The organism is Nonomuraea sp. B10E15, assembly GCF_039871615.1.
Taxonomy (GTDB): domain Bacteria; phylum Actinomycetota; class Actinomycetes; order Streptosporangiales; family Streptosporangiaceae; genus Nonomuraea.
Genome location: NZ_JBDPMB010000006.1, coordinates 20,842 through 33,087, shown reverse-complemented (window position 1 = coordinate 33,087; position 12,246 = coordinate 20,842). Strand labels below are relative to the sequence as shown.

General features: G+C 71.6%; 14 protein-coding genes and 1 tRNA gene. 7 read left to right on the top strand and 8 right to left on the bottom strand.

The features are described from left to right. Positions 1-62: 62 nt before the first annotated feature. Together ABGB14_RS19895 and ABGB14_RS19890 are read right to left on the bottom strand one after the other, a co-directional pair. The gene (locus ABGB14_RS19895) at positions 63-1,028 is read right to left on the bottom strand and encodes a sugar-binding domain-containing protein (RefSeq protein ID WP_347645217.1); all 966 of its coding nucleotides are present in this window, start codon (positions 1,026-1,028) and stop codon (positions 63-65) included. A gap of 105 nt (positions 1,029-1,133) precedes the next feature. After that, the gene (locus tag ABGB14_RS19890) at positions 1,134-2,111 is read right to left on the bottom strand and encodes a LacI family DNA-binding transcriptional regulator (RefSeq protein ID WP_347645541.1); all 978 of its coding nucleotides are present in this window, start codon (positions 2,109-2,111) and stop codon (positions 1,134-1,136) included. Positions 2,112-2,192: 81 nt separating this feature from the next. Between ABGB14_RS19890 and ABGB14_RS19885 the strand changes: the two genes are divergently transcribed. Together ABGB14_RS19885 and ABGB14_RS19880 are read left to right on the top strand one after the other, a co-directional pair. Then, complete coding sequence (locus ABGB14_RS19885; protein WP_347645215.1) at positions 2,193-3,353, top strand: MFS transporter; 1,161 nt, start codon at positions 2,193-2,195, stop codon at positions 3,351-3,353. 15 nt (positions 3,354-3,368) lie between these two features. Then, entirely contained in the window at positions 3,369-4,070 is a 702-nt protein-coding gene (locus tag ABGB14_RS19880) for a hypothetical protein (protein WP_347645213.1), read from the top strand. Here the strand turns inward: ABGB14_RS19880 and ABGB14_RS19875 are convergent. Together ABGB14_RS19875 and ABGB14_RS19870 are read right to left on the bottom strand one after the other, a co-directional pair. Beyond that, positions 4,021-4,572: a cysteine dioxygenase family protein gene (locus tag ABGB14_RS19875; protein WP_347645212.1), complete on the bottom strand. Its 552-nt coding sequence runs from the start codon at positions 4,570-4,572 to the stop codon at positions 4,021-4,023. The genes ABGB14_RS19880 and ABGB14_RS19875 overlap by 50 nt on opposite strands. Next, complete coding sequence (locus ABGB14_RS19870; protein WP_347645211.1) at positions 4,569-5,429, bottom strand: amidohydrolase; 861 nt, start codon at positions 5,427-5,429, stop codon at positions 4,569-4,571. The genes ABGB14_RS19875 and ABGB14_RS19870 overlap by 4 nt, the downstream gene beginning before the upstream one ends. Positions 5,430-5,718: 289 nt before the next feature. Between ABGB14_RS19870 and ABGB14_RS19865 the strand changes: the two genes are divergently transcribed. Next, complete coding sequence (locus tag ABGB14_RS19865; RefSeq protein ID WP_347645209.1) at positions 5,719-6,726, top strand: LacI family DNA-binding transcriptional regulator; 1,008 nt, start codon at positions 5,719-5,721, stop codon at positions 6,724-6,726. Between the two features lie 30 nt (positions 6,727-6,756). On the opposite strand, the gene ABGB14_RS19860 is transcribed toward ABGB14_RS19865, so the two are convergent. Both ABGB14_RS19860 and ABGB14_RS19855 read right to left on the bottom strand, forming a co-directional pair. Next, positions 6,757-8,085, bottom strand: a complete 1,329-nt coding sequence (locus tag ABGB14_RS19860; RefSeq protein ID WP_347645208.1) for an aromatic amino acid ammonia-lyase — start codon at positions 8,083-8,085, stop codon at positions 6,757-6,759. Between the two features lie 7 nt (positions 8,086-8,092). Then, positions 8,093-8,473, bottom strand: a complete 381-nt coding sequence (locus tag ABGB14_RS19855) for a phage holin family protein (RefSeq protein ID WP_347645206.1) — start codon at positions 8,471-8,473, stop codon at positions 8,093-8,095. A gap of 132 nt (positions 8,474-8,605) precedes the next feature. Here ABGB14_RS19855 and ABGB14_RS19850 point away from each other — a divergent pair, with 132 nt between their 5' ends. Next, positions 8,606-8,881: a hypothetical protein gene (locus tag ABGB14_RS19850; RefSeq protein WP_132503624.1), complete on the top strand. Its 276-nt coding sequence runs from the start codon at positions 8,606-8,608 to the stop codon at positions 8,879-8,881. 28 nt (positions 8,882-8,909) lie between these two features. Here ABGB14_RS19850 and ABGB14_RS19845 read toward each other — a convergent pair whose 3' ends face one another. Beyond that, entirely contained in the window at positions 8,910-9,686 is a 777-nt protein-coding gene (locus ABGB14_RS19845; RefSeq protein WP_347645204.1) for an FAD:protein FMN transferase, read from the bottom strand. Between the two features lie 50 nt (positions 9,687-9,736). Next, positions 9,737-10,438 carry a hypothetical protein gene (locus ABGB14_RS19840; protein WP_347645203.1) on the bottom strand — a complete coding sequence of 234 codons (702 nt, stop codon included), beginning with the start codon at positions 10,436-10,438 and terminating at the stop codon, positions 9,737-9,739. A 119-nt stretch (positions 10,439-10,557) separates the two neighbouring features. Here ABGB14_RS19840 and ABGB14_RS19835 point away from each other — a divergent pair, with 119 nt between their 5' ends. The 3 genes from ABGB14_RS19835 (at position 10,558) to ABGB14_RS19825 (ending at position 12,232) form a co-directional block, all read left to right on the top strand. Continuing rightward, positions 10,558-10,950, top strand: coding sequence for an OsmC family protein (locus ABGB14_RS19835; RefSeq protein WP_347645201.1), 393 nt, complete (start codon positions 10,558-10,560; stop codon positions 10,948-10,950). Positions 10,951-11,190: 240 nt separating this feature from the next. Beyond that, entirely contained in the window at positions 11,191-12,117 is a 927-nt protein-coding gene (locus tag ABGB14_RS19830) for a nucleoside hydrolase (protein ID WP_347645200.1), read from the top strand. A 41-nt stretch (positions 12,118-12,158) separates the two neighbouring features. Next, positions 12,159-12,232 (top strand) — tRNA-Lys (locus ABGB14_RS19825). The last annotated feature ends 14 nt before the right edge of the window (positions 12,233-12,246 follow it).

Genomic DNA, 12,246 nt, shown 5'->3' with positions numbered 1-12,246 from the left:
GTCACATCCTGTGGTGCGGCTCACGTTAGCGTGCGTTCAGAAACTTTGTCCAGCAAAGATGTTCAGAGCTGGCGTGCGGCGGCCACAATCCCCTCAGCCGTCGGCGCATCCGTGACGAGCTGGTTGAAGTAGCCGCCCCGGGCGCCGGCGATGATCGAGAGCACCTTCTCCGCGCCGACGGCGACGGCGATCGTGGCCGGGACGCGGCGCAGCTCCTCCAGTCGCGTGGCGACCAGGCGCTCGCTGCCCGGATAGGTCAGCGGGGTGCCCTCCCGGTCGTAGACGCGCATGCAGACGTCGCCCACGGCCTGGCGCAGGGCCTCGGCGTCGCGCGGCATGAAGGCGGGTGTCATCTGCCGCATGAGCGGCGCCGAGCCGACGCCCACGAGGGCGCACTTGGCGTGCGCCCACAGGTCCATCACCCGGCGTACGGACGGCTCGTGCTGGAGCGAGTAGAACAGCTCGGGGCCGGGCAGGGCGGGCGCGTAGAGGTAGGCGGGCACGCCGCCGACGCGTTCGGCCAGGATGCGGGTGGTCTCGTTGGTCTGGAACCAGGGCTGGGGCTCCTCCTGGCCGCCCACGGCGGGCGCGATCGTGACGCCCGGATAGTGCCCGAGCCCCTCGCGGGCGCACTCGTAGACCGTGGTGCCCGACGAGACGAGCACGACGTCGCCCGACTCCAGCCCCACCCCGGCCAGCGCGCGCGCCACGCCGGGGGCCAGCCACGGGCCCAGCGCGGGGCCGCTGACCTTGGGCACGATGAAGACCTGCCCCAGGCCGAGCGCCCGCGCCACCTCGGCGGCCAGCGGGCCGTCCTCCATCGAGGCGGGCCGGTGCACCTTGATCTCCACGATGCCCTGCTTGCGGGCCTCGGTGAGCAGCCGGCTGACGGTCGCCCTGCTGACGCCCAGCCGTTTGGCGATGTCGCCCTGGGTGGCGTCCTCCATGTAGTACTGCTGCGCCGCCGCGTACATCAGCTCATGGGGGAATCGGGTCTGCGCCTCGGGTGCGACGTCGGCGGCATTCATGCGCGCGCTCCTGAATGAGGTCTGTGAACACTTTTGCAGAACTGATGCGCCCATGACTATACCTACTGGGCCCGCGCGCGATCGTGCTGGCGGCCGTGGCAGGCCCTAGCGTGGAGGGGCGGGGCGCTCGCCGGAGCCTCGGGGGATGAGCCGGACCGGCAGTTCGATGTGCTCCGACGGGCCCACGTCGCCGCGCAGGCGGCGGAACAGCAGCTCGGCCGCCACCCGGCCCATCCACGACGGGTCCTGAGCCACCACCGTCACCCCGGGCTGCAGCAGGTCGGCCAGCTCGAAGTCGTCGAACCCGACCAGCGCCGGCCGCCGTCCCGCGAGGGCGCGCAGCACGGTCACGGTGTAGCGGCCGTTCCCGGCGAACACCGCCGTCGGCGGATCGTCCAGGGCCAGCATGCCAGCCAGGTCGGCGCGTACCGTCTCCAGCGACGGCGGTCGCATCGACACCAGCCGCTCGTCGTAGAGGCCGCCGAGGGCCGCGCGGTAACCCTGCAGGCGCTGCGCCGCCGTGAAGATGGCCGGGTCGTCGCCGAGGAAGGCGATCCGGACGTGGCCGTGGCCCAGGAGGTGGCGGACCGCCTGCCCGGCCCCGCTCACGTTGTCGGCGAGCACGGTGTCGACGTCGAGCCCCGCGCCCGGCGGCCGGTCGGCGAACACCACGGGCGTCCCGGCCTCCAGCTCGCTGCGCAGGTACGTGTGGTCCTCGCCGGCGGGCACCACGATCAGCCCGTCGACCCGGCGCGCGCAGAACGTCTCGACCAGCTCCCGCTCCCTGCCGGGCTGCTCGCCCGACGACCCGCTCAGCAGGAGGCAGCCGTGGTCGATGACGACCTCTTCCACGGCCCTGCTCAGGCCGGAGTAGAACGGGTCCGCGACGTCCTCGATGACCAGGCCGATCGTCGCGGTCCTGCCTCTGCGCAGCACCCTCGCGCTCTCGTTGCGGCTGTAGCCCAGCCGGTCGATGGCCGCCCGCACCCGCTCGGCCGTGGCGGGGTGCACGCCGGGCTCGCCGTTCACGACGCGCGAGACGGTCTTGAGCGCCACGCCTGCCGCCGAGGCGACGTCCTTCATCGTCGGTCTCACGCCAGGATCATGTCTCACCGAGGAGGGGTGCGACAACGTTGTCAACCGGTTATGCCAGAGTAGTCGCCTATGTCGTTGCGTTCTGTGGCGCTCGTCGCGGGATTCGTGCTGGCCGCGCTCAACCTCCGTCCTGCGATCGCGGGAATCTCGCCACTCCTCGACGAGATCATGGACGACGTCGGGCTCTCGCCGGCGGGTGGCGGCGCGATCACCACGGTCATGGTGGTCTGCCTGGGCGTTTTCGGGCTGGCGGTGCCGCTGCTCGCCCGGCGCATCGGTCTCGACCGCACGCTCTTCGCCGGCCTGCTCGTCATCGCGGCGGGCGTCGCGCTGCGCGGGCTCGACGGCGCGGCCCTGCTCTATCTCGGCTCGGCCCTGGCGGCCACCGCGATCGCCGTCATGAACGTCGCCATGCCCGGCGTCGTCAAGCAGCACTTCCCCTCCCGGATCAACCTCATGACCGGCGTCTACGTCTCCTCCGTCGTGGCGGGCGCGGCCACCGCCTCGGCGCTGGTGATCCCGCTCGAACACGTCACAGGGTACGGCTGGCGCGGCGTCTCGGCGCTGCTGGCGGTGCCCGCGCTGCTCGCGGCCCTGCTCTGGCTCCCGCAGGCGCGGCGGGGACGCGCCGGGGGACAGGACGGCCCCCGTCCGATCGGCATGGTGCTGCGCAGCCCCCTGACGTGGTACGTCACCGCCCTGATGGGGCTGCAGTCGCTGACCTTCTACGTCATGCTGGCCTGGCTGCCGACGATCTTCATCGAGGCCGGTGTGCCCCCCGACCAGGCCGGCTACCTGCTCAGCCTGACGAACCTGGTCCAGGTGGGCACCTCGCTCGCCGTTCCCGTGCTGGCCGGGCGGCGGAAGTCGCAGGCGCCGTACGCGGTGGCCGCGGGCGTGCTGACCGTGCTCGGGTACCTGGGGATGCTGCTGGCCCCGACGACCCTGCCGTGGGTGTGGATGATCGTGCTCGGAGTCGGCCAGGGCGCCTCGTTCGTGCTGGCGCTGCTGATCATCGCGTTGCGGCCGGCGAACCCGGCCGGGGTGACCGCGCTGTCGGCGGTGGCCCAGTCGGTCGGATACGGCGTCGCGGCGCTCGGACCGATGTTGTTCGGGCTGCTCAGGGAGGTGTCCGGCGGATGGTCGGTGCCGCTGATGGCCGGGATGGGCGCGCTCGTGGTGCAGATCGTGGCGGGGTGGCACGCCGGACGCCCTGCTACGTTGAGGTAAGGCTTACCTACGAATGTGCGGGGGTTCGCGGTGCTGACCGAGGTGCTTCAGCGGGTCGCCGGCGCGCGTGGCGGGATCCTCGGCGTGGAGCCCGGCCTCGTCGTCGAGCCCGACGAGAGCTGGACGCCCGCCGCCGAGCTGGTGCGGGAGCCGTACACCCTGCTCGCCGAGCTGGCCGACGAGACGGCCGCGCGCTGGAACGCCCCGCGGCACGTCGGCGCGGCGCTGTTCTGGAAGACCTACGGCTACTGGCACACCCTGCCGATGGTGCTCGGGTGGGCGCTGGACGGAAAGGTGCCGCTCATGCGGCTGCCTGACACCTACTTCAAGGTGTCCCCCGCCGGGGTGACCCTCGCGGCCACGCGTGTGAGCTGGGGCTCGGGCGCGAGCGCGATCGGCGAGGCGCTGGCCGAGTCCCAGGCGCCGCTGGTCAGGGCCCTCGGCTCCCTGGCCAAGGTGGGCGATCGCACGTTGTGGGGGTCCACCGCCGAGGCCGTCGCCCATCCGCTGACCTCGATCGTCGAGGGCGACTACATGCGGTTGCTGAAAGAGATCGGGCCGCCGGTCGACGGGCTGATCGAGCCCGCCGACGACGGCTATTTCCGCAGGACCTGCTGTCTGTGGATCACCCTGCCCGACGTGGAGCCCTGCGGAAGCTGCTGCGTGCTCAGGCCACAGAGCCGACCGCCGGCACGACCGGCTCGTCCAACGGCCTGAGCTCGTCGGCGTAGCTCACCGAGACGCGGCGCATGACGCCGCTCGACTCGATCGAGTACTGGCCGAGCCGCCACAGCGGCGGCGAGTAGGCGTGGATGGAGACGCTGTGGTCGACCGCGCCGGTGAGCCGGTGGATGTGGTCGGGCCCGAACGAGAACGACTGCCCCTCCGTCACCACGGTCTCCAGGTGCTCGCCGCCGATGCGCGGGTTGCACTCCAGCAGCGCTCCCCGCACCACGTGGACCGCCCCCGAGGAGATGTCGTGGTCGTGCCAGCCCGTGTCGTCCTCGGGACGCCAGCACAGCAGCCAGACGTCCACGTACGCGTCGCGGTAGAGCGAGGCGTAGTGCCGGCCGCCGCCGGCGGGGAAGTCGACCTGGTCGTGCCACTCCTCCGGGCGGGCGGCCAGGTCGTTCACCAGGTCGCGGAGCTCACGCCGGTCGAGAGTGCGCTCCGGGAGCCGGGCGCAGGTGCCCCCGTCCTGGATCTGGTCGGTGCTCACGTACGAGTCTCCTTTCTGCTGAGTAGGCGACGGGGGTTGACGACCCGGATGGCGTGCGCGGCCGCGGCGCCGAGTCCGGGGTCGGGTGCGGTGGCGTAGGGCGCGTCGGAGCCGTTGACGACGACGTCGATGCCGAGCTCGCGGACGACCGCGTCGATCGCGCGCGGGCCGTAGGAGGAGGTCTCCACGAAGAAGCCGGGGTCGATCAGGCCGCGCCCGCCGCCGCCCCTGGCGATGAGGCGCTCGGAGTGCAGCGGCGCCAGCCCGGCGAGGAGGGCGAAGCAGACGCGCAGCCTCGGGTGCCGGGGCCTGACGACGGCGTGGAAGTGGTGCCAGGCGGCGTGCATCTGCTGCACGTACGGCACCAGCGCGGGCCACCACGGCGGCGTGCCCGCGGAAGGGACGGCCGGCCCGGGGTGCACGAACAGCGGCAGGTCCAGCCCGGTCAGCACCTCCAGCAGCCGGTCGTCGGGCACGGCCGTCGCGGGCATCTGCAGCCCGGCGAAACCCCTGGCGAGGTCTTTGGCCAGCCGGTCGGGGTCGGCGTCGCTGTGGCAGGTGGCCGCCCACGCGCCGAAGGGCTCGCCCAGCGCCAGGGCGCCGTCGTGGTAGGCGTCGATCAGCGGCCAGGATTCCTCGGGCGGCAGGAGCTCGATGCCGAGCGGGCTCGACAGCGACACCAGCGCCAGCTCGAGGCCGGTGGTGTCGCGGTGCTCGTGGTCGGCGGGGTCGACGTCGTAGGGCGGCTCGCCGTCGAGGAGCAGCGTCCAGCCGTCGAGGCGGGGCGGGGAGGTGCGGGCGCGCAGGGCGTCGACGAACGCGCGGGTCCACAGGTGCTGGTGCACGTCGATGCTCACGATCACTCCTTCCCCTATTTCCTACTCACAATACATGCAAAGCGCCTACGCAGCGAAATCCACAACGTGAAACGGTTCAGTGATACGGTTCAGTGAACCGCTTCACCAGACGCTTGTCAACAGCCGCAGGCGCCTGCCGCGGGCGGTCACGAGGATCCGGTCCCACCGCTCGACACGCGGCGCGTCAGGATGGATGCTGGAGAGCATGTCCGCACCGCGGAAAGACGGGAGCCGACATGCCCGCGTCCTGGAATCGGCTTCTGTCGGCGGCACCCAATAGGCTGGCTTAATGCCTCGAAAGAGAGCGACGATCCGCGAGGTGGCTCAGGCGACGGGCCTGTCCCCCGCGGCCGTCTCTTACGCGCTGCGCGGCCTGCAGGTGTCCGAGGAGACGAAGGAGCGCGTGCGGGCCGCCGCGGCCGAGCTCGGTTACGAGGCCGATCCCATCGCCAGGGCGCTGGCCAGCGGCCGCACCGGCATGATCGGGCTGCTGTGCGGCTCGCTGGAAGATCTGTGGCAGCAGTCCCTGGCGGTCGGCATCAGCAGGGGGCTGCGCGAGAAGGATCGTTACGCGCTGATCCTCGACGCGTTCGGCGATCCCGCCAGGGAGCGGGCGCTGGCTCAGCAACTGCGCGACCAGCGGGTCGACGGCATGATCGTGCAGCCGATCGACCCTGCGGCGGCGTTCTGGCCGGAGTTGTGCGAGTCGCTGCCGGTGATCGCGGTCGGCGACTCGATCGCGGGCACGGCCGGCGAGGTCATCTTCGACAACAGGCGCGGCGTGACCCTGGCTCTCGAGCACCTGCGCGCCCTCGGCCACCACCGCATCGCCGTGCTCACGCCCACCCGGGCCAGCACGCCCGACCGCCCCGCCGACGTGCACGTGATGGCCGAGGCCGAGCGGCTGGGCCTGGACATCCAGGTCGCCACCTCGCCCCACGGCCTGGCCGACGCGACGGCGGTGGCCCACGACATCCTGGCGGCGAAGGAGCCGAGCGCCGTCTTCTGCTTCGCCGACTCGATCGCCTACGGCGTCTACGCGGCCGCCCAGGAGCTCGGGCTGTCGATTCCGGGCGACGTCTCGGTCATGGGCTACGACAATCACCCCATGTCGGGCCTGCTCACGCCCGGCCTGACGACGGTCGACTGGGGCATCGACGGCATCGTGCGGGCCGCGGTCCGGCTCATGTCGGCGGCGGCCGACGGCGGCACCCGGCGGCGGCACGTCGTGCAGGCGCCCGCGCTCAGGGAGCGCGGCTCGGTCGCCCGCGTGCCCGTCCTCCGGCAGGGGCCGTAGGAGCCCGCGTGCCCGGCCGCTGACAGCGGCTCACTCCGGGTGTCCCGCCAGGGCGCGGCGCGACTCCTCCAGGTCGTCGGTGAGCGGCCGGTCCTGAGGCGGGGCCTGGCGGGCCCTGAGAGCCGCGGTGCGCTCGCAGGCCAGCACGAGCGCCAGGGGCTCCAGGCAGCGCAGGGCGAGGCGGGCGGCCTGGGTGGCGAAGCTCGCGTGCTCCTCCGTGCCGAGCGAGATCACCGCGGTGCCCGTCGTCACCGGCACCGCGAGGTGGCGCAGCACGGCCATGGCGTCCTGAGCCACATATTCCAGGATCAGGGCCCCGGATTCGCCGCGTTGCCGGGCGAGGAACGGCAGGCGGCCGGTGTAGGCCGGGTCCATGAGCGCGGCCAGGCGGGCGGTGCTGAGCTGGGCGGTCTGCACGATCGCCGCCCGCAGCGCGTCGAGGGCCAGCGCCACAGGGGCCGCGTGGGAGTTTCCGTTGTGCCAGGCCAGAGTGCCGGAGATGAGCGGGTTCTCGGTCGCCGCGTTGAGGTCGATCTCGATCGTGGCGGTGGTCCGGTCGAGCGCGTCCACGGCCGCGCCGTGCACCTGGGCGAAGGCCCGGAACCCGTACGGGTCCTGGATGCGGGTGGCCAGCCCCTGGCTGAGCAGGGCCCGCAGGCGGGCGGCGACGACGGCCTGCCCGGGATGGGGGCGGGCCTCCTGGACGGCGGCGGCCAGCGGCTCCGCGGAGGCGTCGACGGCGGTGAACGACATCGCGGCGACGTCGACCGCCGCTTCGAGGAGCAGGCGCAGGCGGTGGCAGGCGATGGCGGCGTCGGCGAGCGTGGCGGCACCCGAACTGATGAACGGCAGCGCGTCGCTCGACGCCAGCGGGAAGCGCGGCTCGTCGGCCGGCGCGGCGCCGTCGTGGCGCCAGGGAAGCTCGCCCAGCAGGCACAGGGCGGTGATGGACAGGGCCGTCAGGTCGCCGGTGCCGATGGCGCCGTACGTCCTGACGGGCGGGGTGAAACCGGCGTTGACGGCGTGCGCCAGCACCGGGAGCACGGCCGGATCGATGCCGGATCCGCCCGCGACGAACTGGTTGAGCCGGACGACGAGCATCGCCCTCGCGCGGGCGGGCGAGATCGGCGCGCCGGCGCCGCACGCGTGGCTGCGCAGCAGGTCGAGGCCGGGGGCTTCCACGGTGACGGCCTTGTTGGCGCCGACTCCGGTGCTCCGTCCGTAGACGGGGCCCCGCAGCCCTTGGGCGGTGGCCCACGCGGCCCGGGCCCGATCGAGGGAGGAGATCGTGACCCGGGCCCCGTCGTAGGCCGCCTCGTGCACCTGCGCGCACGTCAGGCCGGCACCGTCGAGCTCCATGGGGGACTCAGTCGTTGTCGGGGATGAACAGGCCGAGCAGCCAGCTCACCACGCTGATGATGATCGCGCCCCAGAACGCGGCCGGATAGAAGTCGTCGACGTGGAAGGGGATGTCGACCTGCTCGGCGATGAAGCCCGTCAACAGCAGCATGGCGGCGTTGATCACGAGCAGGAAGAGACCGAGCGTCAGCACGATGAGCGCGCAGCCCAGCGTCTTGACGATGGGCTTGACGATCGCGTTGATGATGCCGAAGATCAGCGCCACGATCACCAGGACGCCCCAGTATTGCGCCGTGTTCGTCTCGAGATCGATGCCGATTCCCGGGACGAGCTGGATGGCGACCCACAGGGCCGCCGCTGCCGCAAGGGTTCTGATGATGAATCTCACGCTGCTTGATCCTCCCACTTGGGAACGGCGCCGCGATAGAGGCATGAGCACGGCGATGCGCGGCGGTCACCGCCGGTGGTCGCCGGTTATGGCCCGTCCTGCTCGGGAAGGTGCGTGCAGGGGAGGTACGAGATGAACGCGAACGGGCTCGAGTCGTTGCCGGCCAACGAGTTGCACGATCGGGCGGTGCGTTATGCCGTACGCCATGGGGACCTGGGGTTTCTGTGGGACCTGTTGAAGGTGATCCCCGCCGCGGAGGCCGCCACCGGTCACCATGACGAGAGCGCCAACGACCTCAGCAGGGTCTCGGCGCTGCTCAGCGACGCCATCGCGTCGGGCGAGGGCGAGCTGGGGGAGGCGTTGCGCCCGATCTACCTGGAATATCTGCGCAAGCACCCCGACGCCTAGCCCGCTCGCGCCCCGCTCGCGCCCCGGATCAGCCCGCCAGCTGGGCCTGGCCGCCGCTGTACTGGGCGAAGCCGGGCGTGCTGACGTCCTGCCCGTCCCGCAGAATGATCATCGTCTCGTACGGCCCCGACTCCGCGAGCCGGGCGGCGAAGCGCCTGGCCAGGACGGGCCCCATGGCGTAGATGGCGGTGGCGTAGGCGTCCGCCATGCCGAGGTCGGGCCCGATCACCGTGACCGAGCCGAGCCCGCGCTGCACCTCGCCGGTGCGCGGGTTGACGATGGGCGCGCCGCCCGAGGTGGCGATGCCCAGGTCGTGGGCGAGGACGACCTTGCGGACCAGGTCCGTGTGCGGGTCCCGGATGCCGACCCGCCAGCGCTTGCCGGGGGAGGCCGAGCCGCGCAGCCTGATGTCTCCGCCCGCGTTGATGCGGTGGTCGCCGGCGCCCGCGTTGACCAGCGCGCGCGACAGGCGTTCGAGCGCCCACCCCTTGATGTAGCCGGACGGGTCGGTCACGCCGTTGATGCGGGCCTCGAACCAGCCGTCCGTGAGCCTGCTGAGCTCGTCGCAGCGGTGCAGGACCTCGATGACTTCGGGGATCTGCTCGATGGTCTGGCCGCGGTTGAGCCGGCCGATCTGGCTGTCTTCCTTGACCGGACTGAAGGTGTCATCCACCCACCTGAGCCAGGCGAACGCGTCGTCCAGCAGAGGGGTCGTCTCGCGTGCCGGGAGCGCCGTGCGGATGTCCACACTGACGGGCATGCCCATGACCATCTCGACACGGGCGGTTCCGGGGAAAGTCGTCACCTTGCCTCCTTGTCCGTCACCTACCGTCTCAGATGACGCGTAACGTCGGCCTAAACCCTGTGTCCGTTTTCGAAACGGATTTGTGATCTGGGGATGGCGAGGCGTGACAACGCGCCGCTGACGTACCGCTTGAACGGGCGCGGGCCGGCCACCACCACCTCGCGCTCGGCGATGTCGGGGATCTCGCGGCTCAGCCCGGAGGCGCTCAGGCGCTCCTTGACCCTCGGGTCGTGTTCCCGGCCGACGACGAGGACGAGACCGTACGTGGCCTCCAGGTCGCGCAGCTCGTCGGTGGCGCGCTCGGTGCGGTAGACGGCCACGGTGTCGGCGGCCCTCGCCAGGCGGGCGCGCAGGGAGCGCGGATCGACGCCGGTGGCGATCAGCAGGACCGGCCTGCTCTCCGGCGGGACGCGGTGGCTCAGGACCGCCATGACGGTCGCCAGCGCGTACAGGAGCAGGCAGGCCACGCGGCCGGGCTCCGTCGCCTGGGGCGCCGCGCCGACCTGGTACGCCACCAGCAGCCCTCCGGTCAGGTAGCCGCCGAGCCGCAGCCGCTGCCTGGCCTCCTCGGTGCGCAGGTGGCCGGCGGCCTTGACGCTGAGCAGGCCGATCCCGGCGAGCAGCGCCGCGGTGAGGTAGGAGGCGGGGCTCCACGGATGGCCGAGACCCGGTTGGATCGCGCCGAACTCGGCTACCGCGACACCACACCAGAAGAGGATGGGACCTTGGTTCGCATTCGCCTCGCTAGCCATGTCCATCACGGTGCTCAACGAAGATGAAAGGTTTCTGAGCGCAGCTGAGGAATCAGGTGAAGGGGGCCGCGGGCACACCCCCGGACCCGCCGCTGCGCTCGGTGGCTAAGGTCGGGAACATGGCAAATGTGCGTGTGGAGCGGACTGATGACGGCGGATTCCGGGCCACGAACGCCCGCGGCGCCGAGGTGCGGATCGGCGGTGGCGACGAGGACGGCGTGTTCACTCCGGTCGAGCTGCTGCTGGCGGCGGTGGGCGGGTGCAACATCGTGACCGTCGAGCCGCTCACGGCCCAGCGGAACAAGCGGCTCGTCCGCCTGGAGATGACCGTGCAGGCGGAGAAGGTCGAGCAGAGCAAGCTGGGCCCGGTGACGGTCACCTATGACGTCGAGCTGCCGTCGGAGGACGCCCGCGCCGTTTTCGAGGCGGTGGCGCAGCGGGTGCACGAGAAGTACTGCACGGTGAGCAGGTCACTGCAGGAAGGTACGGAGGTTCGGTTGGAACTTCCGTAGGTGGGATTAAACAGATATTCGACCCCGTTATGACGCGACCGTTGCATTCGTCTCGGTACCGTTGTAGCAGGTCGAGAGGCCAATAGACCTTCACCGGAGCGGACGCGGAGGGGGACCGCGGTTCGCCAGTGCGGGACCGCCGGCGTTTTTGGGGGAAGACGCCGGCCTGGACCGCCACCGATCGGGCCGGGCAGCTTTGGGGGAACTGCCCGGCCCGATCTATGCGTATCCTCGCCTTCCGTGAAGAAAGTTCTCATCGACTGCGATCCCGGCATCGACGACGCGCTCGCCCTGGCACTGATCGCGGGGTCCCCGTCGGTGCGCCTGGCAGGCATCACCACGGTCGGCGGCAACGTCGATCTGGAGCTGACCACCGCCAACGCCCTGGCGCTCAGGGAGTTCCTGGAACTCGGCGACGTGCCCGTGACGCCGGGCAGCGCCGGAGCCCTGCTGCGGCGCACCGTACGCGCCTCCCACGTACACGGCGCCACCGGGCTCGGCGACGTGAGGCTGCCCCCGGCCGAGCGGGGAGCGTCGCCCGGGCACGCGGCCGACTTCATCGCTGAGACGCTGCAGGCCGCTCCCGGCGAGATCACCCTGGTGGCCGTCGGGCCGCTGACCAACCTCGCCCTCGCCGTACGCCGCGAGCCGCGCGTCGTCGAGTGGGCCCGCGACCTGGTCATCATGGGCGGCTCCTTCACGCGGGGCAACCACAACCCGGCGGCCGAGTTCAACATGCTGGCCGACCCCGAGGCGGCCGCGATCGTCTTCGACGCCGGATGGACGGTGACGATGATGGGTCTGGACGTGACGCTGTCGGCCGTGGTCAACACCGGCGTGCTCGACCGCATGCGCCCGCTCGGGCGGCTGGGCAGCGACCTGCTGGTGCCGGCGGCCCGGTTCTACGGCGAGGTCACGGCCGGCGGCGGCCCGGCCATCCACGACGCGTGCGCGGTGGCGTACGTGCTGGATCCGTCGTTGTTCACCTGCGTTCCCGCCGTGGTGAACGTGGAGACGGCCGGGATCCACACCCGGGGGATGACGGTGACGGACTTCAGGATCGGCGACCGGCAGGCGAACGCGCAGGTGGGAACGTCGCTGGACGTGAAGCGCTTCTGGGACCTGGTGCTGGGGGCGTACGAAGGGCTGGCGGCCAGGCTCGGATGATGTGCGGGTACCGTTCGGCGGCTGATACAGTTACACCTGTTGCGCCGCTAGCTCAGTTGGTCAGAGCAGCTGACTCTTAATCAGCGGGTCCGGGGTTCGAGTCCCTGGCGGCGCACCCGGTGGAAGCCC